The following is a 24,485-nucleotide window of genomic DNA, read 5'->3' on the forward strand; positions in this document are numbered from 1 at the left end:
TTCGTCCTGTATATAAAATCAGAATCCTTCGGATTCAGCCCCGTGAATGTTTTCGGCTAATTCGGTTGTACTCATTGATCAATTCGTCCAATGCCATAGACTGCCGAATTACATCGGGATGCCCAAGACCACCCTTGTTATGCTCTACCAGCATATGAAGGTTATGTCTGGCCTTCTCTATTTTATTTTTCAAATCCAAACTCATAACCATGACCCCTGATACCTCCTTATTCTGTGAACCATTTTAGTTTTTCCTGTCAATCTATAGTTGGATTAACATATGGCATAGGGGACAAGGATGTTTTGTATTCTTCTCCAAATTTTGATAAATACTATTCTATCATACAAGAGTGTATCCGCGAAAGACTGATGCAACGCCTTTTTACCCTTGAACGAAGAGCTGGATTCTATGGCTTGACCTCACTGCCCACTTCCAGAATCGAATGTGTCGTTATTGTGTATTTTAAATGTAAAGTAAAAAAACACCTCACCTGTCTAAACGACATGAGCATATCATTTTCCGTATTTTCTCCGTCATTAAACCGATTTCTTAGTTGCCTAATCCTGACATAAGCCTTACAATCGTTCGTCTATTGGCGCAAAAGGTAATAAAATCCCTTTCCATAACGGGGCCATTCAGGTACAATAGGGCGATGTGTGTGTCCGGACCCGGCGGATACAAATGATGTAATGTAGAGGGCGGCCAACGACGGCATTGATCCTGATTTGATATTATTGGAGGCTTATCATCACCATGCAGACCGATTCACAGACTAAAGTCAAAATTGTTAACGCCGATCCCAGCGCAATGGGATTATTTGGGTTGGCTATCGTAACCCTGGTCGCTTCTTCCCAGAAGCTTGGCATTACAGAAGGACTTAGCTACGCTATTCCTTGGGCGATCTTCCTGGGTGCTTTTGCCCAGTTATTCGCATGCATTCAAGATTCCAAACGCAACAACACCTTTGGTACAACGGCTTTTGGCGCGTACGCATTCTTCTGGTTCGCCATGGCTGCCAACTGGATGATCAAAATGGGCGTATTTGGCTCCACGCTTGCTGAACAGGCCGATGGCAAGCAGCTCGGATTCGCTTTTGCCGGATACCTGGTATTCACCCTGTTCATGACGATCGGTGCTATTGAAGCCAATAAAGTATTGCTTATCATCTTCATTCTGATTGACTTCCTGTTCCTTGGTTTGACCTTTGACGCTTTCGGCGTAGCGCCTCACATTTTCCACACCATTGCAGCCTACGCTGAACTGGCGATCGGAATTGTGTCTCTATACGGTACAGGAGCTTCGGTACTGAATGCTCACTTCGGCTATACGTTCTTGCCGATCGGCAAACCGTCCGGCATTTTCAAACCCAAGGCTTAATATACAGCAGCAAACCGCCCGCGCGCCGGTCCGCGCCTGGCGGTTTTTTTGCAGTCTGACTTCAATGAACTACGAATCCGACCGACACTTATACTAAGAATAAGAGAAAAAAAGACCCTGCAACACGTGAAGTGCCACAGCAGCCATACGGTAAGGAGGAAAAAGCATGAGAGAGATACCAAAACCTACGGAGATGGATCAGGTGGAGAAAAAATACGTACGCGAAACGCGTTGTTTCAAGACGGCACGGGTGTTTCCAACCGATGTCAATAATCATAACACACTGTTCGGCGGCAAGCTGATGTCCTACATCGATGATATTGCATCCATCGCTGCATCGAAGCTGTGCCGGGTCAATACCGTAACGGCTTCAACCGACTCCGTCGATTTTCTGTACCCGATTAACCCGACGGATTCCGTTACGCTGGAGTCGTTCGCGTCCTGGACAGGACGCAGTTCCATGGAGATTTTTGTGAAGGTGATTCGTGAGGATCTGAAGACCGGAGAGAAGAAAATTGCTGCGACGGCTTTTCTGACCTTTGTGGCCCTGGATGAAAATAATCGCAAACTGATTGTACCTCGCATTATTCCGGAGACGGAAGAAGAGAAGAAACTATACGAGACCGCTCCGGATCGGGCGGCCATGCGGAAACAACGGCGGGAAGAGAGCAAGAAATTCGCCGACTTCCTGACCGTTACTTATCCTTGGGAATAAGAACACACTAAACAGTCACACGGTTGAACAAAGGGTTATCTGGACGATGCCGGATAGATGGACACTGCTCTGCTATCCGGCAGTTCACCACCCATGGATACACACCACTGTTGGTAGAGGCGATATGCTGCACCACTCTCCAGCAATCCCTGACAAGTGTATATGCCCTCTTCAATGGAATTGACACGTCCCGCCGCGTACAAGCGGAAGCCTCCATTTAACAAGACCTGATTCACAAAAGCAATATGACCGTCTCCGCTTAACACACTTTCTGCCACTTCGAGCTGCTTGGCAGCCGTCCATGCCAGTTCCGGCACAGGCATATCCAGTTCATAAGCTGCGGGGTCAATCAGTTCCAGCTTCATATCTCCGTCTTCTACTGCGTATACGCGGGTCGGCCGATCGATGTACAGATCCTCAGAACCTTCCATTCCCTGTACCACATAAGCACGGCGGTAATTAAACCGAGTGAGCAGCTTCGCAATCCGATCCAAAAAGGTATTATGAAACACACCGAACACCAGATACGGTGAATGGTTATAATCAATGAGTTTCTCTGCCGTGTTAAACACCGTGCGGAAGCCCAGTTCTTCCCGTAACGGACGAAGCTTGCGAAGAGACGCGCACCATTCCTCGGAAGATACGTACATAACACCTGAACGCAACGCTGCACCCCGGGCATCTTCCCGGTCCATTTTACGTGTATCAATTCCCGCTTCCTTTAACAGAACCGATAGCGTAACGCCCCACTTGGGCGGTAAAGGATCACTCCCATGCAAAGTCACCGGCAACCCGGCTGCTGCGAGTACAAAGGCAACCGGAAACGTGGCCATGAACGACTTTGTCCGTCCGTCATACGGACCGGCGCAGTCCAATCCGTCCTGAAATACGGAGAAACGTTCCGCACTGTTACGGCAAGCATGAACAAAGGCTTCCAGTTCCTCGACGTTTTCCATTTTCATACGTTCAGCCATAAGAAACGCAGCCGTCTGGGCAGGGGAAACCTCCTGTTTCAGGATTTTCTCTGCTACGGCCAGCGCCTCTGTATAATTCAGATCACGCGAGCCTCGTTTCCCACGTCCGACCTCTCGAAGTATCTGAGACATATCCATGGAGAATCCTCCTTCCAATTAAGACTGGAGCAGTTGATGTGCCTTCACAATCGCTGTAGCTACATCGACCATCCGTTTGCGTTCATCCATCGCTTTCTTGCGTAACAGGTCATAGGCTTCGGCCTCGGAGATCTGCTTCAGATCACTAAGGATAGCCTTCGCCATATCAATCCACTTCCGATCTTCCAGTCTGGACTGGAGCTGCTTTCGTTCCTGCTCCCACTGCTTTCGTTCCATATAACGTCGGGCTGCAAAATGAAGGGTCCAGTGGATCTCCGGTCCGGTCATGGAGGGTGTAAGTATTCCATCAAGTGAGGTTTCAACCTCGCAGGATTCTGCGGAAGAAGAGGCCGTATCTGGCGCGCACCACCAGAGCAGCGGGGTATCCGACTTCCCCTTTCCCAGGCAGTTCCCCCAATATTCCACATCAGTCAGGGATAGGTGCAAAATGGATGCTTCTGCCTTACGAGCTAGCTTTAGCACTTCCGTTTCACTGCCTGCCACCTGTACCTGGTACCCGTTTGCTCCCAGCAGCCTCTCCGGTGTTAGAGGGATTGCATCGGATGAGGCAGCTATCGTTGGTTGTACACGGATGACCAATAAAGATCGCATGATGGATCAATCCCTCCCTATTACGTATAGTCAGAGTCCATAACTTTTAAGGCGTTAATACATGAAAGCGATAAATGTGTCATGTTACCTAACAAAAATCAAGTAGTCACGATTACGCGTTCTGAATTCAACAGGTTGATAAGCATTTCATGCCTCGCCATCCTGCAATAAAAAAGGGTAAAACAGTGCTCATGGCACCTTTTCTACAGTTTAATTCGTATCCGGTATAGTAATTTCATCTATTTCCTTCATTCTATGAAGGTATGTCCGTAAAACGTCGTCGTCCCATTTGATATTCCAATAAACTCATGTAAACATAATTAACTTTAAATTTCAAATACTTTTTTATGTTAACTATCTTGACATGGTTAGATCGATCTTTTATAGTTAAGCCATAACAACTCCATATTTGAATCGATCACAGTTACAACGGCGTAGCTGGTTGAAACGGCAATGAAGCCTGTTTTGCAATCTCGGAGCAAGGGATGCGTATGTATATGCGCAGTCCTCCGAGGCATAACAGGCTTTTTCGATTTTAGAGACAAGGTTTCGAGGCAGTTTGCAGAATGGACCTAAGGGGGCTAATCATAATGAGTACAACGAAAAAACTGGTGCTGGTCGGCAATGGCATGGCGGGAATCCGCACAATTGAACATATCCTTAAGCTTGCTCCGCATGCTTATGAAATTACAGTTTTCGGCGCTGAGCCGCATCCCAACTACAACCGGATCATGCTATCTTCTGTACTGGCTGGCGGAACATCCATCGAAGATATCGTAATCAACGAGTGGAGCTGGTACGAAGATAACGGCATTCGGGTATACCCGGGTGACCCGGTCGTTCAGATCGATGCCGAGCGCAAGGAAGTTGTATCTCAGAATGGTGTACGTGCATCCTATGATGAGCTGATTATGGCAACGGGCTCACAGGCGTTCATCCTCCCACTTCCCGGTGCTAATAAGGAAGGCGTTATCGGCTTCCGTGATATTAAAGACTGCGAGACCATGATGGAAGCATCACAAAAGTATCGCAAGGCTGCTGTCATTGGAGGCGGATTGCTTGGACTGGAAGCTGCGCGGGGGTTACTCAACCTGGGCATGGACGTCACGGTCATCCATATTAACGGTCATCTGATGGACCGGAATCTGGATCTGCCGGCAGGCCTGATGCTCCAGCGGGAGCTTGAAGAGCAGGGCATGAAGTTCCTTTTGAACAAACATACCGAAGAAATCACAGGGAAACAGCGGGTGAAAGCCATTCGTTTTACCGATCAAACGGTACTTGAGGCGGATCTGGTTGTCATGGCTGTCGGGATTCGTCCGCAGATTGAACTGGCTCGCAATACCGGCCTCGACGTGAATCGTGGTGTCATTGTAGATGATTATATGCATACCAGTATTCCTGGTATCTCTGCCGTCGGCGAATGTGCAGAACACCGCGGTATTGCCTACGGACTGGTTGCTCCATTATATGAACAAGGCATGGTGCTCGCGAAACGCCTGGCTGGCGCGCCAACTGAAGGATACGAAGGTTCCGTCACGTCCACCAAGCTCAAAGTATCTGGTGTCGACGTATTCTCTGCCGGACAATTCAAAGACGCCGCGGACACTCGCAGCATTCGTATTCAGGATGATGTTGATGGGGTGTACAAAAAGATGGTGATTAAGGATGGGCAGTTGATTGGAGCTGTACTGTTCGGGGATACCACAGATGGCGCCTCGCTGTTTTCTCTCATTAAGAGTGGCGAGAACATCAGCGGTCGTGAGAAAGAAATTTTGCTCGGCGTACCTTCCGGTGGTTCAGGCTCAGGTGCATCTGTCGCAGAACGCATGGCAAGTATGCCAGATGATGAGATCGTCTGTGGTTGTAACGGTGTTACCAAAGCTTCCATCGGAGACGCTGTTCTGAATAAAGGCTGTAATACGCTCGGTGCAATCAAGTCCTGTACCAAAGCTTCCGCTTCTTGCGGTGGATGCAAACCGATTATCGAAAACCTGCTCACGTATTATGCCGGTGATAATGTAGGCGAACAGACCAAAGAAGGCATCTGTGGCTGCACATCCTATGATCGGGATGAGATTGTTGCACAGATCAAGGAAATGGGACTCAAAAGCGTTAAGGAAGTCATGAATGTTCTGGGTTGGAATGAACCAGAAGGCTGCTCCAAGTGTCGTCCTTCCCTCAACTATTATCTCGGTATGATCTGGCCGGCTGAATACACAGATGAGCGTGTATCCAAATTCACCAATGAACGTTATCACGCCAACATCCAGAAGGACGGTACCTATTCCGTTATTCCACGGATCTATGGTGGGGTCACTTCTCCGGCGGAATTGATCAAGATTGCTACTGTCGCAGAGAAATATGATGTGCCGTTGGTGAAATTCACGGGTGGACAACGACTCGATCTGCTCGGTGTACAGAAGGAGAACCTGCCGAAGATCTGGGAGGAACTCGATATGCCTTCCGGTTTCGGTTATGGCAAGGCGCTGCGTACGGTGAAGACTTGTGTAGGTAATACGTTCTGCCGATTCGGCACACAGGATTCCATTGAGATGGGTATTCGTCTGGAGAAAAAACTCGACAAGATGGTAGCTCCGGCCAAAGTGAAACTCGCTGTCTCGGGATGTCCGCGGAACTGTGCTGAAGCGACCATCAAGGATCTGGGTGTTGTCGCCATTGATGGCGCTTGGGAGATTCATGTTGGCGGTAACGCCGGAGTCAAGGTCCGTGCAGCCGAGTTGCTCTGTACGGTGAAGACCGATGCGGAAGTGGAAGAGTGGACTTACTCTTACCTGCAATATTATAGAGAGAATGCAAAATGGAATGAGAGAACAGCGGCATGGATTGAACGGGTAGGTCTGGATCATGTGAAGGAAGCATTGGCGGATCGGGATGTACGTCTCGCTCTGGTTGAACGTCTGGAAGTTACACTGGGTCACACGGTTGATCCTTGGAAAGAAATCATTCAAGACGAGAAATTGCGTAAAAACTTCACCCCACTGTCCGGTGCCGAGCCGGTAACCCACTAGAAGAGGAGGAACAGCGATGAACAAATTCCGGATTGGACACCTTGCAGATATTGATGAAAAGGGAGCACGGACCTTCCTGATACAGGATACCGAAATTGCAGTCTTCAAACTGAGCGACGGAAGTCTGCACGCCGTCGAGAATCGCTGCCCTCACAAGGGCGGCAAGCTGTCGGAAGGCATGGTGTGCGGGACAGCGGTTCATTGTCCTTTGCATGATTGGAAGATTGATCTGCGTAACGGTAAGGTACACGAGCCGGATGAAGGCTGCTTGAATACCTACAAAACAGAAGTGGACGGCAACAGCGGAGAAATCTACATCACGATTGCGGGTTAAAGGCTAGAGATACCCTGACATCAAGGAGGCATGCGCTATGGATTTTGTTAAACCTGCAGAAGTGCTGCAATCGATGGTCGAAGCTGGTGAGAGCAAAGCCAGATTGAACCGGGTACAGATGCTGATCCGCGGTTTTCTGGCAGGGGCGATCCTTGCCTTTGCAACGTATTTACCGGCCTCGGTCTGTATGCTGCCCACCACTGGGGGAAATCCTGTGAAGCGATTGACCAAACTGGCAACCATTCAGGGTGGTCGTTCAGGATTGGCAAGTTCCGATGCTGGACCGAAACTGGGGACACGATCATGAGTCGGGGCCTGGTTAGTATTGTTGGCGCTGGTCCTGGAGATCCGGATCTGATTACGGTAAAAGCCCTGAAACGTATTCAGTCTGCAGATGTCATTATGTATGATCGGCTTGTGAACGATCAATTGCTCGCTGAGGCTCGTGAAGGAGCACTCCGCATCTACTGCGGCAAAGCTCCAGGCCTTCACTCCATGAGTCAGGAGATGATTGGACGGATGCTTGCTGCGCATGCAGCAGAAGGCAAACAAGTCGTACGACTCAAGGGTGGCGATCCGTTCATCTTTGGCCGTGGTGGTGAAGAAGCGCTTGTGCTGGCGGAAGCGGGGATTCCATTTGAGATCATTCCTGGCATTACTTCAGCTGTAGGTACATCCGCTTCATCCCTCATTCCGTTAACTCATCGGGGAGTTGCTTCATCCTTCGCATGTGTCACTGGAACCGGCAGTGATGGAAGTGTATCTTCGGTCCGCTGGGACCTGCTCGCCCATAGTGTAGATACGCTGGTCATCTATATGGGCATTAGCCAACTACCCCAGATTCAACATGAATTGCTTCACCATGGCAAAAGTGGACACACCCCTGCGGCTTTAATCGAACGGGGAACCACTTCGGAGGAACGGGTAATTACCGGCACACTTGCCGAACTCCACTCCCTCGCCAAGTCGCATCAAGTGAATAATCCGGCATTAATTATGGTCGGAGAGTCGGTCCTGATCCGCGAACAGCTGCTTCAGATGCAACAGGCCGCGAACGCCTCCATGACTGGATAATCGAATTGCATTCCCTCAACTAGAGCAAAACTCTCATTCGATTCTTAATCCAACAGCATACGCTCGTGAATAGTCCGACCCTTCTGCCCTGGTTCAATCAGCAGACGGGTCGGTTTGATGTTGATCAGTGCCGTAAGCTGCTCTCCCATATAATGCGCAGAATATTTGAACCCGATCTCCGCCCAATGCATGATCACGCCTACCGTAGCAGATACCAGATAACTTAACATGATGTCGTAATTAATCGTCTGCTCACTATCCTCGGTCACCAATACAAAATCTTCGGTTAAATACGTTCTAAACATATTGCATAGACGGGAACCCATATCTGAATGCATCGTTATTAATGCACGGAAGATATCCTGATGCGCTTCAATATATTCAAATACCGGCATCGTGGATGGCAGCAATGCAGTCATGTCCACTTCTTTGAGCTGGGCGTATGGTTCTGCATAAGCTTGCCCCACCCCCTGCATGAAATCATCCAGAATGAATTGCAACAACTCCGGTTTACCGGGAAAATGCAAATAGAAGGTTCCGCGGTTATAATCGGCTCGCTCCGTAATATCTCGAATGGTTAAAGCGTCCGCTCCCTTTTCTAATATCAAAGAAACTGCCGCAGCGATGATCGCATCCTGCGTTCTTCGTGCTCTCCGGTCCTGAGGATGTTCAATGATCAACATTCTCGCCTCCTTTGTTCATTATTGTAATATAAATGAACACCGCTTACATCTCTGTCCGATAGCTGACATATGCGCTGTCAATGATTATTGTCACACTGCTATGTATATCTTAACATTGAGACAGGAAAGATAGACGACAGGTTGAAACTTTTTTTGAGAAATACCTGCCAATAATGAATAAGGAGCGAATATATCATGAGTACCTCTTATACACATACAGCCATTATTACAGGAGCAGCCGGAGGCATTGGTAAAGAATTGGCACGCCGCCTCGCTGAGCGTAAAATCAATCTGGTACTGGTGGACCTGAATGAAGAAGCCATCCAGCAGACGATCACCGATCTGAACCTCGATAAAGAGCACGTAATCGCCGTAAAAGCGAACGTATCCCAGGAAGCAGACGTGAAAAACTATGTGCAAAAAGCACTGGATGCGTTTGGTCGAATCGATTATTTTGCCAACAATGCCGGGATTGAAGGTCCAACAGGACTGATCGAAGACCTGAGTGTTGAAGCACTGGATACGGTCTATAACGTCAACATTCGTGGCGTATTCCTGGGTCTGCAGAACGTCATTCCGGTTATGAAAAAACAAAAATCCGGTGCAATTCTGAATACCTCTTCCCTCGCGGGTCTGATGGGTGCACCTGCTGTATCTCCATATATTATGTCCAAACATGCCGTGGTTGGCCTCACGCGTACCGCAGCAAATGAACTTGCACCTTATAATATTCGGGTTAACGCTGTATTGCCAGGCACAATCAATACACGCATGATGCGCCAGATCGAAGCAAATTCCGGTAACGTGGAAGATTATCAATCGGCAACCGTGTCCAGCATTCCAATGGGCCGTTACGGTGAACCGGAAGAAGTCGCTGCGGTGATGAACTTCCTGTTGTCCGAAGAAGCATCCTATGTAACAGCTTCCCTCTACACGGTAGATGGCGGCATGATGGGTCAATAAGAAGCTGCAAACTGTAGGAGTGCTCGATAGGATGGGTCGATAGAATTCCCTCCTTGGAAGAGCTACACCGACAGGTGTTCCCGAAGGGATGCCTGGTCGCTACAATCTAAAAAAGGCCTCAACACCACAGTAACGTGGAGTTGAGGCCTTTTTACAGTACAACACTTGCCATGCAATAGGTGCATATGTGAATTTTCACTTTTGAGACAGCCATTTAACGCCTGTTGTACCTTGCGATCACTCTAACGAACCTAAGGCATCTTATATCCGCTAAAAGAGTTTATTTCCCGAACTAACGAACCTCAGACACGCTAATTCCGCAGAAATACTGCAACTGCATCGGAAATTCACTTATATCCATAGAATAACATCTCTGAGAATCGTTAAACTCCCAAACGAGCGAGAAATACCTGAATAGCGCGTGTCAGATTCGTTAGATTTTGCCTACGCCGAATTTAATCTACGTACCCTGCGTGACCCTTATCCATCAAGTAGTCCATCTCAGCATCCAGAATGCTTTCCACGGTCAACTCATCCAGCTTCACATCTTTACGACTAAGAATGTAGTCTGCCAGATCATCGCCATCAATATCAACGTCGTTGCCTTTGGCATTCTCATGCGCCTTGTTGATGTACGCTTGCTCATGCTTCAGCACAAGGGCGATATTCGCCTGGCTTGCCTTTGTTTTATCTGCAATATATTGCATCATTTCTTGTTCATTAATTGCGTTTGCTTCTGCCACGTTAAGTTCATCTCCTTGAGTCATACATTCTGTTGCCATTGTAGCATAGGTTAACCCATAACAGGCAGAACCTATGCCTAACGAATGATAATAGAGCTATATTGAAGGAACCCGCCACTCCCGTTCTATGCTCTAAACCTTCATCCAACTCTGCGCCAACGCATCACTCCACCCCTACGACAACCGCACGTAAAATGTAGCGCCCTCTCCGACCACGCTTCGAGCGTACAACTCTCCTTTGTGCTGATCCACAATGGAACGAGCAATCGCCAGACCCAGACCATGCCCACCATGTTTGCGTGCTCTTGACGAATCCGTACGATAGAATCGATCGAAGATCCGGTCCAGATGTTCCGGTGCAATGCCTTCCCCTGTGTTGGACACGGCCAGCATGACATCATTATTCTGTTTCTGGAGTGTGACGTTCACGGCCCCTTTGGGACCGGAATACTTCACGGCATTATCGAGCAGGATCAGAATGACCTGTTTAATCTGTTCACTGTTCCCATGAACCATAAGGTTCGGTTCAATGTTGTAATCGAGGGAGATATTTTTCTCAAATATAACGGCCTCCATCGGCAAAACAATACTTTCCACTGCATCGCTCATATTGAACTTCGCATGAATCATCGTTGAGCGCGAGTCGTCCATCTGGGTCAGATAGAGTAGATCATTCGTAAGTCCGGTCATGCGCTCGGTCTCCGACTTGATATAGTGAAGCCACTTCGCCTGGTTCGCTATGGTATCCTCCTGATTCGCCAGCAGCACGTCGGCATTGGTATTGATAATTGCCAGAGGCGTCTTCAGCTCATGTGAAGCATCACCGATGAATTGTTTTTGCTTCTCAAACGCTTCTCTGACTGGCGCAATAGAGCGATTCGCAAAATAACGACTCAGGAAGTAGATCACAATCAACATGATTAATCCAACCACAGCAAATGTATAGATCAGATTCGTCAGAATGCCTTGTTGTGCCGTCACATCAATAAACACAATCATATGTCCATCAACGCTCGGATCAACCACATAGGCCCAGTTCGTTCCATCCAGTGCAAATTGTCCAGTCTGCCGTTCCGAATCACCAACTTTATCTTGGTCAACCTTTTGCAGCGCCTCGGTGTAGAACGTATCTTCCATGTCAAAACGGGAATGGGTATCCGTAATCTTCCACTGATTATCCGTCTTAATCATGAACGAAACGGAACGTGCCGGAGGTGAGTTGGGATCCCCTCCCGCTCCTCCATTATCACCACCCATGGCATCGGAGGGAAACGAATCTGAACCGGAACTTGAACCTGAGCCTGTACTACCACCTGTACCGGAACCCTGCCCTTCCCCGCGCGGCATCTTGGGTGAATTATAAGGACTGTGATAGAAATCAGACACCTTGTACAACTCCATATTTGTCTCACGCTGCACATTCTGATACGTAATCGTATAGATCGTCGCAAATGCCACCAGCATCATAATAGATATGGATACCAGATTCACGATCAGGAATCGATTTCGGAGTTTCTTAAACATCAGGACGTCACCTCAAGTACATACCCCACACCCCGAATCGTGTTAATGCGGACAGCCGAGTTCAGGAAGGTTAATTTTTTGCGTAAAAAAGATATATATACCTCCACATTGTTATACTCCACTTCCGAATCGAATCCCCATAACTTCTCAATAATCTGCTCTTTGGAGGTAATCGCCTGTTTGCGGGCAATCAACAGCTCCAGCAGTTCATTCTCCTTCAGATTCAGCTTAATCTCTTTACCCTGTACGCTCAGCTTCAATTGAGTTGTATTCAGCTCAATGTCGCCAAACTTCAGCCCATCCTCGGGAACCACTTCACCCTTCCGCCGTAAGGCTGCTCGAATCCGGGCCAGCAATTCTTCTGTGGCAAAAGGCTTGGCGATATAATCATCGGCACCATAATCGAGGCCTGTGACTTTGTCTGATAATTCACCTTTGGCAGTAAGCAGAATGACAGGCGTATGAATGCCTTCACTGCGAAGTTTCTTCAGGACGGTGATCCCGTCCATCTCCGGCATCATGATGTCGAGTAGTAACAGGTCGTAGATGCCACTCTGCGCATAATCCAATCCTGATCTGCCGTCGTGGACCATGTCCACAGAGTAGTTGTTTTTTTTCAAAATCTGCGATACAGCCTCTGCCAAATGAACCTCATCTTCCGCAATTAATATTCTCATCATCTATTCATTCCTCTGCTTGAATTATTCGTCTTCATGAATTCGGTATGATATCACCTTATTCTATCAATTAAACCTTGAATCAATCTTAATATTTTTTTTGGGCAGCAACTATATAAATTGAACTAAAGAATATTTACACTTGCCACTACGATGACAGAATAACCTTCCAATCGCTGTTATCCCCAGATTTTTTGATTCCCTTTTGAGAGGTGAAAATCCAGGGATAAAGGCGAACGCTCCGCTTTTTCAGGTTATTTCTGTCCTCTCCGTTCTCGTGTAAATGTTTAGTTCAATTTTTATATTATAGGAAGGTAAAAAAATGTTAACGCAATGTAAAACCATTTAAGATTCATTCAAGGTTGGGGCTCTAAGATACAGACATAGAAGCAATACACAATGGAACTACACATACAACCCACAAACGAAAGGAATGAGTCCCACATGGCGATTGAAGTATTCAACCGATATGAGAGCAAGTATCTTCTGACAGATGAGCAGTACGCACATTTCTACAATGATCTGCTGAAATACATGGAGCTGGATGCCTACAACAAGAAACATGAGTACTACTCCATCAGTAACCTGTACTTCGACACTCCACAAGATTCGCTGATCCGCGCCAGTCTCTCCAAACCAAAATACAAGGAGAAGCTGCGACTGCGGGCTTATGGAATACCTGAAGAAAATGCCAAAGTGTATCTGGAGATCAAAAAGAAAGTATTTGGCCTGGTGAACAAGCGCAGAACAGCGTTGAAGCTGGATGAAGCTTACGAATTCGTTCGTTCGGGACAGGCGCCGGAGCTGGCGGATTACATGAACAAACAGGTTGTGGAGGAGATCAAGTATTTCCTTCGGGTATACGATCTTGAACCGAAAGTGTATCTGGCGTATGAACGCAAAGCACTCTTCGACAAGAACAGCCGGGATCTCCGCATTACCTTTGACACCAACATCCGCAGCCGCAGAACCGATCTGAAGCTGGAACAGGGAGATTACGGTGAACCGCTGGTGAAGGACGGTCGATGGCTGATGGAAGTGAAAGCCGAGAAAACCGTTCCGCTGTGGCTGTCACAACTGCTCTGTGAGCATGGTCTCTACCGCACCGGATTTTCGAAATACGGCAACGAGTTCAGACATCTGGTGAGAACGACAAACCTGAATTACCAGACGGAACGTATTCTTGTGCCAGGTACCGATTTCAACCCATCCATAGAACAAGATAAAACGATTATAGAAAGAGAGCGTGTCCTATATGCTTGATTCCCTGTTCAGTTCAGCCCTAACCGATACCAACCTGACATTTAACAACGCAGTCATCACCATTGGTCTTGCCATCATTCTGGGGCTCGTCATCAGCCTCACCTACATGAAGACCAACCAGAGCACATACTCCCAGAGCTTTACCTTAACGATGGTTGTCCTGCCCGTCATTGTTGCCATCATCATCCTGCTCATCGGCAGCAACATCGCACGAGCTTTCAGCTTGGCAGGTGCCTTCTCGATCATCCGATTCCGAAGTGCCCCTGGTGATCCAAAGGACATTGCTTACGTATTGTTCACGATGGCTTCCGGTCTTGCCTGTGGTGTAGGCGCTTTTGGATACGCGGTATTGTTCACCATTATCCTGTGTGTACTGATGTTCGTCCTGAGTCGCTTCAACTTCGGCGGCAAGAAAAGTCAGCTGAAAACGCTGAAAGTCACCATTCCCGAGAACTTGAGTTATGAAGAAGCTCTTAATGAAGTGTTCCATACATTCAACGTACCTTTTGATCTAAAAAAAATCAGAACCACTGAACTCGGCAGTCTGTATGAGCTGGTCTACAGTGTAACCATTCACGAAAGTGTTAGCCAAAAGGAATTCCTCGATGCGATCCGTACCCGGAACGGCAACCTGGATATCTCGTTAACCATGAGTCCAACCACGGAATATTAATTTTTAATTCGAAGGGAACGATCTAATATGAAGAAAAACATGATAACAGGTAGCAAACTTTGGTCCATCGCCATGATTACCAGCCTACTCGCAGCATGCAGTTCACCAGCAACCACAAGCACAACCGCCAATGCCGCAACGTCAACGACAGGAACAACCAAAACGGTATCTGTCAGCGAGCAAACTTCTGTAAAATACGCGGATCTGGTCTCTCTGGATTCTGACGATACCAATATTAGCTGGAGTGAAGCAGATTCCACAGCGATTAAGCTGAATGGTACAACTGCAACGGTGACCGGTTCGGGCGCCAAAGCAGCGAATGGTTCAGTAACCATCACTGAAGCAGGTACTTATGTACTCAGCGGTGAGCTAACGGATGGCCAGATCGTGGTCAACGTTGCCGATAAAGGCACCGTACATCTCGTATTAAACGGAGCAACAATTCATGATAATGACAGTGCCGCGATCTACATTCAGAAGGCTGGTAAAGCGGTGATTACACTCGAAAAAGGAACCAAGAATACCGTTTCCGATGGTAAAACATATGTGTACGCCGATGCTACGACAGACGAGCCCGATGCTGCAATCTTCAGCAAAGCAGATCTTACATTCAATGGTGCAGGTCAATTGACCGTCACAGGTAACTATAATGAAGGTATTACGAGCAAGGATGATCTGAAAATCATTAGTGGTAGCATCAGTGTCAAAGCGGCCGATGACGGCATCAAAGGTAAAGATATGGTCGCCATTCAAGCGGGTACAATTACCATCGAAGCCGAAGGCGACGGCATTAAATCAACCAATGACACAGATACCACCAAAGGTTACGTTGCTATCGCTGGAGGTACTTTCGATATCCAAAGTGGTAACGACGGTATTCAGGCCGAAACCGCGCTCGTGGCGGATGGCGGCACATACAATATTGTAACGGGCGGCGGTAGCGCCAATGCACCAGCCAAAGTAGAAGAAGGTCCGTTTGGCGGCGGTGGCGGTGGATGGGGTGGCGGCACACCTCCAACGGATATGGGCACACCACCAGACGGCGAACCTCCTGCGGATATGCCAGAGATGCCTAATAACAGCGGTACAAATGCAGGTGCTAATACAAACGACGCAGCAGCATCTAACTCTGCCAATGCAACAACAGCAACAACGGATAACAATGCTGATGCGGACACCGCTACAACAGCAACGGAGTCCACAAGTGCCAAAGCAATCAAAGCAGGTACAGACCTTACAATTAATGGAGGTACGTATACCATTGATTCCATGGATGATTCCCTGCACAGCAACAATAACGTAACCGTCAACGATGGAACATTCAGCATTGAATCTGGTGATGATGGCATTCATGCCGATCAGGCCCTGACGATTAACGGCGGAACCATCACGATTGCGAAGAGCTATGAAGGGCTTGAAGGTGCAATGATCACCCTGAACGATGGGGATGTAGATGTAACGGCATCCGATGATGGCGTAAATGCTGCAGGTGGCGAGACGGAAACAGCTGTGAATACAGCGGCAAGTACAGATCGCGAGACTACAGCAACCGATGCCACAACGACTTCCAACATCTCTGTAACCGAAACGACAGGCACAACATCAACTACCGATCAGGCATCCCAAGGTACGGCTACTACTCAGCAAGGACGTGGACCGGGCGGTATGGGTGGTGCAGCAGCAAGCAATAACGAGTTCCACATTAACGGCGGTACACTCACGGTGAACGCAGGTGGTGACGGACTGGATTCCAATGGTTCCATCAACATGACTGGCGGAACGGTTATTGTGAACGGACCGACGGATAGCGGCAACGGAGCACTGGATTATGACGGTACATTTGAAATCAGCGGTGGGTACCTCGTGGCTGCTGGAAGCTCTGGCATGGCACAAGGAACATCCGATGCGTCTACGCAAAATACCATTGTGATGACGTTCCCTGCAACGCAAAAAGCTGGAACGCTTGTACATGTACAAGACAGCGAAGGCAACAACATCCTGACATTTGCTCCGGCAAAAGATTATCAAACCGTGGTTGTCAGCTCCCCCGATCTTGCAAAAGATGGCTCCTACGAGATCTACTCCGGTGGTACGTCCACAGGTAAAGCCGTGGATGGACTCTACACAGATGGTACGTATAGTGGTGGAACTCAAGTAGTTGCCTTCCAATCGACAAGCAATGTAACTTGGGTCAATGAATCTGGTGTAACTACAGCCAATTCAGGTATGGGTGGTCCAGGAGGAGGCCGTGGTCAAGGCGGCTTCGGAGGCGGTAGAAACAGATCGCAATCCGGTACAACCTCTGAGAGCACAGACACTACCGATTCTGCAAAATAATCATGATATCCTGAGCCATAGAGCATAACTCGCTTCTCAGGCGAAACAAAAAGGCTCCGAATTCACGTTATGTGGATTCGGAGCCTTCTTTCGTTATCCTTCTGAAAACAGGATTGAAGCGCTCTGCTCAAGGGGAAGTCGATGCACTCCTTTTTGTCAAAAGCTATATACATACACCTTGGTGCGCAAGGCATCCCTGCATGTAATAGTGCGTAGTGGTTCTTTCCCTGGTAGGGCAAAACAGACGCTAATGACCTTGGCCCCCGGCGGAAGCTCCCGACTGAACTTGTCCAGAAGCCGAGTCATGGCCCCGGGGAACAGATAACAGATCACACAGTCTGCATGTTCATAGGAACTGGTGTAGATGTCCCCGCGCATGAAGCGCAGCCTGCCCTGAAGAGAATGCCCCTTTCCCTTCGCTCGCCTTAAGCGAACACTAAAATAGGCAATCATTTGGGAAGACCATAAGGGAATGATAGAATTCTCAATCCCAGTCAGCCTTTTGCCAGGACAATGCCTTACAACATCCAGTCCCAGTGTGCCCCATCCGGAGCCCGCTTCCAGCACATCCCCGTACCCGGGAATCCGGTTTACCTCTTGAATGACCACCTGCCTGACGCGGCCGGATGTGGGCATCGGGGAAATCCCGTTTTTCCAACTGATGAGTACGATAGATATGACACCTATCAATGTCACCACGGCAATCAGCCATGGAATCAGGTAAATGATGAACATGAACTCATCCCTTTGTCATCACTCTTCATTCCGGCACATGAGACTTCATATATACACCTTTTTTGTATACAGACTTGATAGTAAAGTGTACACCCAGCTTGCGATTCGTCCGATAGATTAGCGAGTTAATCTCGTCGATCCCTACCGCTTCACTCTCCAGCATGCTCCGCTCCGGCCACACCTGAGCCACAATCTGTTCCCTTGTCACAAAATGGTCCAGTTGACTATACAGCAGCTTGAACAGCTGATATTCCTTCTTGGATAGTGGAATTTCCACCTCTCCAATCTGCACCGTTTGCAGGTGATCCTGTAAACGTACGCCCTCACCCAGCAGATCCGACACACGATACTCCCTCGTCTCTCCAAGATCCCCTTCCGTGCGAAGCTGGATCAGGCCGTTGACCAACGTCAGGCTGTCTCCCTCGCCAAACGGATATTTCTCATAGGGAACGAGGCGTTGCCCGTTCAGTTCAGTTCCATTTTTGCTATCCAGATCCTCGATCCATAGCTGTTGCTGTACATCATAATGAATGCGGCAATGCCGCTTCGATATCATCTGATTATAAACAGACAAGTCCAATTCACTACCGCCTGTATATCGTCCCACCGTAATGGAGCGACCCTGGCTTACATAAGCGAATGAGCCGTCACTTTCCTGCCCTGGCGTACGAATGACGATTTTTGCCGTCTCCCGCATGTTATTCTCCCACCTTCAACGATCACTCGATCTCTATAAGAGGTTGTTCAAAAAGCCCGCTTTTGATTACAACGGATGCCTAACGGCATCATCAGCATCGAATATGGCATTCAGCCGAAATGTCCGTTGCTCACGTAGGTTTGCCTACGCTCCGCTACTCCATTTCTAGCTTCATCCCATCTTCTCGGTACTGAAAACCGGTCTTTTTGAACACGTACTATAAACATTTCGTTAACAATAATGATAAGATCATCAGATTTGTTCCATTGTTTGCACCGCTATACATCCATATAGTGATATACAGGAACGATTTATGTTTGGTTCTGCTAACTCTACTATACCAGACGTTGTGCTTTTTTTCTCATGACGGCCGGATGTCTACTTTAGCTCATTCAACAAGAGAGGTACCTTCCTATGAACAAAAAGAACATTTTCATATACGTGTTGCTCGCCTTTGCCCTGTCCATGACATTAACCGTGCTCTCCCGTATGAATGATGGTGGCGGAGAATCACTGAAAGGCACATCGGCTTCCGAAACCTCATGGTTACAAATGAAGATCCAGCCCTGAGTCTACTCTATTATAACGTGATCTCCGCGCAAAACGTTTCACGAATGTCATATTAGGCTAAGCCGTAGACTCACATCAATAAGGCCCCAGATTGCTGGTAACAGCAGCCCGGAGCCTCATTTTGGATTGAAAAATAAAGCCGAAAGTATAGATGATTACATGATTTCAATCATAAGCCGCCCGTACGTAAACGGGTAATATGATAAACTGATTTTACAGAAATCTGTAAAGTCAGTTTTTTTGAGGAGGATCTATATAGATGTTAATTAAAGCATTTAAGGAATGGTCGGACCAAAATGAAGGTCAGATTGAAATACTTGCTCCTACTGGGAAAACGACTGTTATGAATAGATTCAAACCTGGTGCATCCAAAGATAAATTAAAGGAACTTTACGAGTATTTTTCTGTTGCATTGCCTCCAGATTACATAAGCTTTTTACAATTATGTAATGGAGCATCCTTATTTGAAGACCCTGAATATGGCGGGGAGAGCTTCTTATATTCAGCCCAAGATGTTATACATTACAATGAAGCATCAGATAATAAGATTGTGGTCGCCAAAATTCTTGATGATCGAATTTTAATCGATTTAGAACGTTGGCGCTCTCAGGATCAAGATTACTTGCTACTTTGTGAGAGTTTAAATCCTGTGGATTACGCAAGCCGATTTTACAGTAATTTTGAAACATGGTTAGAACGCTTTCTAATCTCTCAGGGCGAGAAGTTCTGGTACTGGAAGACAGAACGTAGTTTTGAAGAATAAAAAGAAATCTTCTTTTAAGATAGACATTTGGAGCAAGTCCCTCTTAACAGGTATATTTTATTTTTTATAGGCTTAGTTCATTTTCAAGGCATGATCAATAGCTAGACCCGTGATTTTAACTTTATTTCCGGAGGTGTGAGTATGCTCGATGAAAGAGAGCTTCAAATTAAAGAGAGAATACAAGAAAGATACGATATTACGGAGCAAATATATTCAGCTTGGTTTACTGAAAATTCTGCGGTGCTTTTACCAAGTAATAGATTCTATCAAAAGGAAAACATAGAAAAGTACAGGGCAATTTCATATCTGCTAGACAGAGGATATATCGTTGCACAGCCCGTAGAGAATGACCCTGAGACAGTTGCAGTAACTATAACCCCTGACGGGATAGACTACTATGAGCAAGGATATCTTAATGGAAAAGCAAACGGCTTTCAAGTCGTCGAAGAGATTAAGAACAAGGAGTAAAGAATTGTGGAAGGACTCTGGATATGAGACACATCCGGAGTCCTTCCATTTAGTTCAAATAAGAACATTAACCAGCAAGAACGTCCGTTCAAACTGCCCACACACATCATGGGCTGAAAGTAGAATCATTATATCAGTCTTCTTCTTCCTCAGGCACATTCGGTTCGTCATCAGGCTTCACTGTCTCTCTGGACTGTATTTCCTCCATCCGGCTGGACACCTTCTGATACAGGTAAGAGATCCCAAGCAATAGTACACCGAAGCTGAAATAAGCAAAGATTTTGCTGCCCGAGGTGAGCATCCCCACATCATAGAACACCATCTTACCCGTAGCGAACAACGTTAGACCAAGGCCCAGACGCCGAATCATGACATATTTTCTACGGAATCCATAGGCAATATAGAGAATCGCGAGCAGCAGATAGATCAGGCTGAACATCAGCCCCACATCGCCCCACTGGAACTGGATTGTCAGGAATACGGTGATGACACCCAGCAGATACACCCCTGCGATAACCGGGTACCATTCAATGCTCTTGAACTGCCCGCGGATGCCTGCAATCAGTAGATCCCTTCCTGCAAAGAATACCCCTACGTTAAAGATGATCAGCACCAGTAAACCAACAATCTCAGCCGCTGTATGCTGCTGAACTTCCGGCTGAAGCGCTGGCATAGTTAAGGTTACGGCCAGTGCAATACAGCAGCCAACGGCATGAAGGAAGGTGGTGTACACCTGCACGAATCGGTCGCGCAGCAGCTTCACTTTGCCTAGTCCATACGCCAATGCAATCGTGAGCGCTGCAAACATGAGTAACTTGTAGAACATGTATAACAGGAACGTCCCATCGACAGCTCTGGTATACAATTCATTCGACTCATACAGCACGTATAACCACACATTCGCAAGTGTCACATACTTGAATCCGTTCATGAAACCCAACTCCAGCGGGCTGTAGCTGAATCTCTCCCTGGAAGATGAGCTGCCATGAACTGCCCAGGCATAATACAGTGTAATAAGCAAAGTGCCCAGCGTGATGCTGGTGTATTTTAACATGAAGTAAGAACGTTCGCCGATGAACAATAGCGCCAGCAGGTCATAGTACACAAAAGTGATTAGACATAGAAGCACGATGCCCCATCCGGCACGTTCCACCGATTTGAGCCGTTTCAGATGTCCGAGTGTGACCAGCAGAACCCCTTCAATTAACCAACCCAACGATAACCACTTGGCCCCGAACTGGAACGGAATAATCAGAATGGCGAAGGTTAGGGAAGTGACATAAAAGAGTAGAATCGTCTGTTTCTCCTGAGCCATATTGTGCTGAACGAATCGTGCGAGGCCCAGATACACCACGCAGAAGATCAACGCCAGCAAGCCCTGAGCATCATTCCAATTCGCCACATCAAATAACACGTATAACATCAGACAGCTGATGCTTGTATTCATAGCCAGCAGAGCGAAATCCCACCGGGTTAATTTCATCCGGTGTTTGAACGGATACGCCAGCGTAATGCCCAGATATAATGCAAACGTCACAATGGAATACAACATGCCAATCTTCTCACTTGGCGACAGCCATAAGAGGATGAGCATGGATGGTGTGTTGAACAGGAAACTGATATAGTGCACCACCGGCCACCGTTTGCCAAACGAAATGAACACAATAATGCCGTTTAAGAGCAGCAGATAGATCATGGCTACATAGACAGCAGGGCCCTCAAGCCCGAACGAGAACATATAGGAGAATAGCGGAAGATATCCGCCTACCAGACCCAGTGAACAGATGGTCTTCGACTGGTATCTCAAGGACAACAATACGGAGATCGCCGATACCAATACAGACAAGCCAAGTCCCGTATATAACCCGATAATATGCAGTAAAAAGTAACTATAGAAGACGGAGCCGAACAAGACGGATATCCCACCGCCGAGCAGCCCCATCGCAAACGTCTGCCTTTTGCGTCGGAACAGCCATTCTCCTCCAGCGAGCATCACTGCACCGAGCAGGAAAAAGGCTCCGCTCTTCATCTCGTCATTAAACCAGGTGGAGTACGAGTATTGGAACGCTGCTCCAACCCCCAGAATGAGGAGCAGGATGGCTACTTTGTTGATCCAGCTGAGTCCAATTTTCATCTCCATGCGGTTCTGCTTGATCCGGCGTTGAATGGTCTCTTCGCTCAATCCCTCCTCCGCCATCTGCTCATATCCACGCTCCATGTGCCCACGTAGAGCCTCTTCTCTCTCCCGTACGGCTCGCTTGTGCGATTCAATGCGCTCATTCACCTCTGCCGCAAGGTAAGCAATCCTCTCCTTCACCTCGTGGGAATCCTCTTGCAACTCCTGCGCTGCCTGGTTATACAGCGTGTTCAGATTGGATTTCGTTCGATGTTCATGGAATGCAATTCGATCATTATGTACCGCTGTTTTCCCTTGAAAATAGGTCTCCATCTTCTCCCGGGATACCCGGATCAGATTCAGCTTCTCATCCAGCATCTGTTCGGATAACGCCATGCGAAGTCGTGCATTCTCTTCCTCCATCTTGCGCGAGCGAAGTTCAAGCTGGTGCAGCTTGAGTTTGTGGGCTTCATACTGTTCCTGTAACTGTTCATTCTGAACGATCAGGTCATCGGACTGGTATTCCTGGAGCAAGGCGTGATACTCCTTCGCCAATTGCTTCTGTTGCTCCTGAACCTGTTGAAGCCGATCCTTAAACTCCTTCATGAGCTTCCTCCGTTGGTTGATGTTTAATCTTTTCCCTATATTTTACTATATGTATGCCATAAAAGGAGGTTTAAACATCAGATATATCCGTACAATATTTCATCCGAAGGATCGCGAACGCAAAAAAAGCCGGGAAGCATACGCTTTCCCGGACTTATATTCATATGAGCATTTACAGGTACAGTTGGCGCAATCTCTGATCCGTTTTCGGAGTTGGAGAGGTACGCAGGCTTCTCCTGCACAATAATGGATGCTTATGCTGCATCTGGTGTATCTGCCTGATCCGCTGACTCCGGTTCAATAATCTCGGTCGCATCCGGGTCCAGCCAACTGGCGATCATGCCGCGCACATACTGCAGATCATCCTCCGACAGATCGTAGAACCATACGCCACCGCGCGTTGCACCTTCCCCCTTCAGCATGTAATTGCTGATCGTTGGTATGCTGTCTTTCATATATAAGGACTCGGCAAATTTCACGATGAAATCCGAGGTCATGTTGGTTGTAAAGTTCGATCCGGCAATCTGGATGACGTCCGGGATCTTGGTCAGATTTTTGACCTCCAGCGCACGATTCATGAAGGCACTTAAGAAAATCCGGTGACGCATCGTCCGATTGAAATCGGAATCTTCCCGGTAACGCACATAACCAAGCGCTTCTTCGCCGCTATAGATCGGTTTATTGGCTTCAACAAACAGTTTCTCATGCGCTTTTGATTTGTTCTCGATATTCTTTTTGATCGGCAGTTCAACGCCGCCCACCGCATCGACAATATCCTTAAGCCCATTAAAATTAATTGCAGCGTAGAAATCCACTTTGTTCCCCAGCAGATTCTCCACCGTATCCATCGCCATCTTGGCTTCACCGTGGGCATAAGCTGAATTGATCTTTGACTTCACATCCCGACCGACAATCTCGGTATAGGAATCACGTGGAATAGACAGCAGCAGCACTTTATTGTCTTCTGGACGCACAACAGAATAGATCATGGTATCCGAACGGCTTGGTTCGTTATCCCGTTGGTCAATCCCTAGCAACAACAGTGAGAATGGATCGGTATGTTCCACGACGGGGGCATCCTTATCGCCAGCGGGTTTAAAAGAGTCATCCAGGGCTTCCTTTACAGTACCCGAGGCGAACATGTTAAATGCCAGCAGGACAAGCTGTTTTTGATAGATAAATCCGAGTCCTCCCAACACAATCAGCACGCTCAGGGTGATGATCAATGGCTTCTTCCAGCTCTTCTTCGGTGTCTTCGGCTTGCGTCTGGTTAAATGTGCGGCACTATTTTCCATCATATCTCCTTTAATAACGGGTTCTTAGAATCATTTAACTATATTAATAACACGTTTTCAATAGATTACGTTATAATCTGCATTACATAAACCAGCATAAAGGGAGCGATGAATG

24 protein-coding genes are annotated in these 24,485 nt (G+C 47.5%); 13 read left to right on the forward strand and 11 right to left on the reverse strand.

Translation table 11 applies throughout. The features are described 5' to 3' along the window. Positions 1 to 34: 34 nt before the first annotated feature. Positions 35 to 211, reverse strand: a complete 177-nt coding sequence (locus AC1S8V_RS29150) for an aspartyl-phosphate phosphatase Spo0E family protein (RefSeq protein WP_482071772.1) — start codon at positions 209 to 211, stop codon at positions 35 to 37. Positions 212 to 754: 543 nt separating this feature from the next. On the opposite strand from AC1S8V_RS29150, the gene AC1S8V_RS29155 reads away from it, so the two are divergent. Together AC1S8V_RS29155 and AC1S8V_RS29160 are read left to right on the forward strand one after the other, a co-directional pair. Beyond that, a complete protein-coding gene (locus tag AC1S8V_RS29155) occupies positions 755 to 1,378 on the forward strand; it encodes an acetate uptake transporter (RefSeq protein WP_017691635.1) in 624 nt (207 codons plus the stop codon). A gap of 202 nt (positions 1,379 to 1,580) precedes the next feature. Next, positions 1,581 to 2,093, forward strand: a complete 513-nt coding sequence (locus AC1S8V_RS29160) for an acyl-CoA thioesterase (RefSeq protein WP_026081401.1) — start codon at positions 1,581 to 1,583, stop codon at positions 2,091 to 2,093. Between the two features lie 35 nt (positions 2,094 to 2,128). On the opposite strand, the gene AC1S8V_RS29165 is transcribed toward AC1S8V_RS29160, so the two are convergent. Beyond that, the gene (locus tag AC1S8V_RS29165) at positions 2,129 to 3,205 is read right to left on the reverse strand and encodes an anthranilate phosphoribosyltransferase (RefSeq protein ID WP_482071773.1); all 1,077 of its coding nucleotides are present in this window, start codon (positions 3,203 to 3,205) and stop codon (positions 2,129 to 2,131) included. 18 nt (positions 3,206 to 3,223) lie between these two features. Then, positions 3,224 to 3,817: an ANTAR domain-containing response regulator gene (locus AC1S8V_RS29170; RefSeq protein ID WP_482071774.1), complete on the reverse strand. Its 594-nt coding sequence runs from the start codon at positions 3,815 to 3,817 to the stop codon at positions 3,224 to 3,226. A 590-nt stretch (positions 3,818 to 4,407) separates the two neighbouring features. On the opposite strand from AC1S8V_RS29170, the gene nirB reads away from it, so the two are divergent. The 4 genes from nirB to cobA are packed head-to-tail and all read left to right on the forward strand — an operon-like array spanning position 4,408 to position 8,257. Then, positions 4,408 to 6,849, forward strand: coding sequence for a nitrite reductase large subunit NirB (gene nirB, locus AC1S8V_RS29175; RefSeq protein WP_482071775.1), 2,442 nt, complete (start codon positions 4,408 to 4,410; stop codon positions 6,847 to 6,849). 16 nt (positions 6,850 to 6,865) lie between these two features. Continuing rightward, positions 6,866 to 7,183, forward strand: coding sequence for a nitrite reductase small subunit NirD (gene nirD, locus AC1S8V_RS29180; RefSeq protein ID WP_074092734.1), 318 nt, complete (start codon positions 6,866 to 6,868; stop codon positions 7,181 to 7,183). A 37-nt stretch (positions 7,184 to 7,220) separates the two neighbouring features. Next, positions 7,221 to 7,490 carry a hypothetical protein gene (locus AC1S8V_RS29185; RefSeq protein ID WP_482071776.1) on the forward strand — a complete coding sequence of 90 codons (270 nt, stop codon included), beginning with the start codon at positions 7,221 to 7,223 and terminating at the stop codon, positions 7,488 to 7,490. Further along, the gene (cobA, locus tag AC1S8V_RS29190; RefSeq protein ID WP_482071777.1) at positions 7,487 to 8,257 is read left to right on the forward strand and encodes a uroporphyrinogen-III C-methyltransferase; all 771 of its coding nucleotides are present in this window, start codon (positions 7,487 to 7,489) and stop codon (positions 8,255 to 8,257) included. The genes AC1S8V_RS29185 and cobA overlap by 4 nt, the downstream gene beginning before the upstream one ends. 44 nt (positions 8,258 to 8,301) lie before the next feature. On the opposite strand, the gene AC1S8V_RS29195 is transcribed toward cobA, so the two are convergent. Further along, on the reverse strand, positions 8,302 to 8,940 hold the full coding sequence (locus tag AC1S8V_RS29195) for a TetR/AcrR family transcriptional regulator (RefSeq protein ID WP_482071778.1): 639 nt from the start codon (positions 8,938 to 8,940) through the stop codon (positions 8,302 to 8,304). Between the two features lie 195 nt (positions 8,941 to 9,135). Between AC1S8V_RS29195 and AC1S8V_RS29200 the strand changes: the two genes are divergently transcribed. Continuing rightward, positions 9,136 to 9,903 carry an SDR family NAD(P)-dependent oxidoreductase gene (locus tag AC1S8V_RS29200; RefSeq protein ID WP_482071779.1) on the forward strand — a complete coding sequence of 256 codons (768 nt, stop codon included), beginning with the start codon at positions 9,136 to 9,138 and terminating at the stop codon, positions 9,901 to 9,903. Positions 9,904 to 10,358: 455 nt separating this feature from the next. Here the strand turns inward: AC1S8V_RS29200 and AC1S8V_RS29205 are convergent, their stop codons facing one another. From AC1S8V_RS29205 to AC1S8V_RS29215, 3 genes are all read right to left on the reverse strand, one after another. Beyond that, complete coding sequence (locus tag AC1S8V_RS29205) at positions 10,359 to 10,613, reverse strand: hypothetical protein (protein WP_124116914.1); 255 nt, start codon at positions 10,611 to 10,613, stop codon at positions 10,359 to 10,361. A 207-nt stretch (positions 10,614 to 10,820) separates the two neighbouring features. Beyond that, positions 10,821 to 12,170, reverse strand: coding sequence for a sensor histidine kinase (locus AC1S8V_RS29210; protein ID WP_482071780.1), 1,350 nt, complete (start codon positions 12,168 to 12,170; stop codon positions 10,821 to 10,823). Further along, positions 12,170 to 12,847: a response regulator transcription factor gene (locus AC1S8V_RS29215; RefSeq protein WP_047841085.1), complete on the reverse strand. Its 678-nt coding sequence runs from the start codon at positions 12,845 to 12,847 to the stop codon at positions 12,170 to 12,172. The genes AC1S8V_RS29210 and AC1S8V_RS29215 overlap by 1 nt, the downstream gene beginning before the upstream one ends. A gap of 444 nt (positions 12,848 to 13,291) precedes the next feature. On the opposite strand from AC1S8V_RS29215, the gene AC1S8V_RS29220 reads away from it, so the two are divergent. Genes AC1S8V_RS29220 through AC1S8V_RS29230 form a run of 3 tightly spaced genes read left to right on the forward strand, consistent with a single transcriptional unit; the run spans position 13,292 to position 17,120 of the window. Beyond that, the gene (locus tag AC1S8V_RS29220; protein ID WP_482071781.1) at positions 13,292 to 14,110 is read left to right on the forward strand and encodes a VTC domain-containing protein; all 819 of its coding nucleotides are present in this window, start codon (positions 13,292 to 13,294) and stop codon (positions 14,108 to 14,110) included. Continuing rightward, entirely contained in the window at positions 14,103 to 14,783 is a 681-nt protein-coding gene (locus AC1S8V_RS29225) for a DUF4956 domain-containing protein (RefSeq protein ID WP_036612177.1), read from the forward strand. The genes AC1S8V_RS29220 and AC1S8V_RS29225 overlap by 8 nt, the downstream gene beginning before the upstream one ends. A 27-nt stretch (positions 14,784 to 14,810) precedes the next feature. Then, positions 14,811 to 17,120 (forward strand): carbohydrate-binding domain-containing protein, encoded by a 2,310-nt coding sequence (locus AC1S8V_RS29230; protein ID WP_482071782.1) that lies wholly within the window; start codon positions 14,811 to 14,813, stop codon positions 17,118 to 17,120. A gap of 156 nt (positions 17,121 to 17,276) precedes the next feature. Here AC1S8V_RS29230 and AC1S8V_RS29235 read toward each other — a convergent pair whose 3' ends face one another. Both AC1S8V_RS29235 and AC1S8V_RS29240 read right to left on the reverse strand, forming a co-directional pair. Continuing rightward, a complete protein-coding gene (locus AC1S8V_RS29235) occupies positions 17,277 to 17,855 on the reverse strand; it encodes a class I SAM-dependent methyltransferase (RefSeq protein WP_482071783.1) in 579 nt (192 codons plus the stop codon). A gap of 25 nt (positions 17,856 to 17,880) precedes the next feature. Continuing rightward, positions 17,881 to 18,552, reverse strand: a complete 672-nt coding sequence (locus AC1S8V_RS29240) for an FHA domain-containing protein (protein WP_169480002.1) — start codon at positions 18,550 to 18,552, stop codon at positions 17,881 to 17,883. A gap of 414 nt (positions 18,553 to 18,966) precedes the next feature. Here AC1S8V_RS29240 and AC1S8V_RS29245 point away from each other — a divergent pair, with 414 nt between their 5' ends. From AC1S8V_RS29245 to AC1S8V_RS29255, 3 genes are all read left to right on the forward strand, one after another. Then, positions 18,967 to 19,122: a hypothetical protein gene (locus AC1S8V_RS29245; protein ID WP_482071784.1), complete on the forward strand. Its 156-nt coding sequence runs from the start codon at positions 18,967 to 18,969 to the stop codon at positions 19,120 to 19,122. A 259-nt stretch (positions 19,123 to 19,381) separates the two neighbouring features. Next, positions 19,382 to 19,885, forward strand: coding sequence for an SMI1/KNR4 family protein (locus AC1S8V_RS29250; RefSeq protein ID WP_482071785.1), 504 nt, complete (start codon positions 19,382 to 19,384; stop codon positions 19,883 to 19,885). A 141-nt stretch (positions 19,886 to 20,026) separates the two neighbouring features. Further along, complete coding sequence (locus AC1S8V_RS29255; protein WP_237177955.1) at positions 20,027 to 20,353, forward strand: hypothetical protein; 327 nt, start codon at positions 20,027 to 20,029, stop codon at positions 20,351 to 20,353. A 133-nt stretch (positions 20,354 to 20,486) separates the two neighbouring features. On the opposite strand, the gene AC1S8V_RS29260 is transcribed toward AC1S8V_RS29255, so the two are convergent. Together AC1S8V_RS29260 and AC1S8V_RS29265 are read right to left on the reverse strand one after the other, a co-directional pair. Then, positions 20,487 to 23,075 (reverse strand): DUF2339 domain-containing protein, encoded by a 2,589-nt coding sequence (locus AC1S8V_RS29260; RefSeq protein WP_482071786.1) that lies wholly within the window; start codon positions 23,073 to 23,075, stop codon positions 20,487 to 20,489. 254 nt (positions 23,076 to 23,329) lie between these two features. Continuing rightward, positions 23,330 to 24,373 carry an LCP family protein gene (locus tag AC1S8V_RS29265; RefSeq protein ID WP_482071787.1) on the reverse strand — a complete coding sequence of 348 codons (1,044 nt, stop codon included), beginning with the start codon at positions 24,371 to 24,373 and terminating at the stop codon, positions 23,330 to 23,332. Positions 24,374 to 24,485: the final 112 nt, after the last annotated feature.

The organism is Paenibacillus sp. B46(2026) (assembly GCF_056786355.1).

Excerpts from the sequence above, each read along its gene's own strand:
- AC1S8V_RS29150 (WP_482071772.1), bottom strand. The coding sequence starts at position 211 with ATGGTTATGAGTTTGGATTTGAAAAATAAAATAGAGAAGGCCAGACAT.
- AC1S8V_RS29155 (WP_017691635.1), top strand. The coding sequence starts at position 755 with ATGCAGACCGATTCACAGACTAAAGTCAAAATTGTTAACGCCGATCCC.
- AC1S8V_RS29165 (WP_482071773.1), bottom strand. The coding sequence starts at position 3,205 with ATGGATATGTCTCAGATACTTCGAGAGGTCGGACGTGGGAAACGAGGC.
- AC1S8V_RS29170 (WP_482071774.1), bottom strand. The coding sequence starts at position 3,817 with ATGCGATCTTTATTGGTCATCCGTGTACAACCAACGATAGCTGCCTCA.
- nirB (WP_482071775.1), top strand. The coding sequence starts at position 4,408 with ATGAGTACAACGAAAAAACTGGTGCTGGTCGGCAATGGCATGGCGGGA.
- nirD (WP_074092734.1), top strand. The coding sequence starts at position 6,866 with ATGAACAAATTCCGGATTGGACACCTTGCAGATATTGATGAAAAGGGA.
- AC1S8V_RS29185 (WP_482071776.1), top strand. The coding sequence starts at position 7,221 with ATGGATTTTGTTAAACCTGCAGAAGTGCTGCAATCGATGGTCGAAGCT.
- cobA (WP_482071777.1), top strand. The coding sequence starts at position 7,487 with ATGAGTCGGGGCCTGGTTAGTATTGTTGGCGCTGGTCCTGGAGATCCG.
- AC1S8V_RS29195 (WP_482071778.1), bottom strand. The coding sequence starts at position 8,940 with ATGTTGATCATTGAACATCCTCAGGACCGGAGAGCACGAAGAACGCAG.
- AC1S8V_RS29200 (WP_482071779.1), top strand. The coding sequence starts at position 9,136 with ATGAGTACCTCTTATACACATACAGCCATTATTACAGGAGCAGCCGGA.
- AC1S8V_RS29205 (WP_124116914.1), bottom strand. The coding sequence starts at position 10,613 with ATGATGCAATATATTGCAGATAAAACAAAGGCAAGCCAGGCGAATATC.
- AC1S8V_RS29210 (WP_482071780.1), bottom strand. The coding sequence starts at position 12,170 with ATGTTTAAGAAACTCCGAAATCGATTCCTGATCGTGAATCTGGTATCC.
- AC1S8V_RS29215 (WP_047841085.1), bottom strand. The coding sequence starts at position 12,847 with ATGAGAATATTAATTGCGGAAGATGAGGTTCATTTGGCAGAGGCTGTA.
- AC1S8V_RS29220 (WP_482071781.1), top strand. The coding sequence starts at position 13,292 with ATGGCGATTGAAGTATTCAACCGATATGAGAGCAAGTATCTTCTGACA.
- AC1S8V_RS29225 (WP_036612177.1), top strand. The coding sequence starts at position 14,103 with ATGCTTGATTCCCTGTTCAGTTCAGCCCTAACCGATACCAACCTGACA.
- AC1S8V_RS29230 (WP_482071782.1), top strand. The coding sequence starts at position 14,811 with ATGAAGAAAAACATGATAACAGGTAGCAAACTTTGGTCCATCGCCATG.
- AC1S8V_RS29235 (WP_482071783.1), bottom strand. The coding sequence starts at position 17,855 with ATGTTCATCATTTACCTGATTCCATGGCTGATTGCCGTGGTGACATTG.
- AC1S8V_RS29240 (WP_169480002.1), bottom strand. The coding sequence starts at position 18,552 with ATGCGGGAGACGGCAAAAATCGTCATTCGTACGCCAGGGCAGGAAAGT.
- AC1S8V_RS29245 (WP_482071784.1), top strand. The coding sequence starts at position 18,967 with ATGAACAAAAAGAACATTTTCATATACGTGTTGCTCGCCTTTGCCCTG.
- AC1S8V_RS29250 (WP_482071785.1), top strand. The coding sequence starts at position 19,382 with ATGTTAATTAAAGCATTTAAGGAATGGTCGGACCAAAATGAAGGTCAG.
- AC1S8V_RS29255 (WP_237177955.1), top strand. The coding sequence starts at position 20,027 with ATGCTCGATGAAAGAGAGCTTCAAATTAAAGAGAGAATACAAGAAAGA.
- AC1S8V_RS29260 (WP_482071786.1), bottom strand. The coding sequence starts at position 23,075 with ATGAAGGAGTTTAAGGATCGGCTTCAACAGGTTCAGGAGCAACAGAAG.
- AC1S8V_RS29265 (WP_482071787.1), bottom strand. The coding sequence starts at position 24,373 with ATGATGGAAAATAGTGCCGCACATTTAACCAGACGCAAGCCGAAGACA.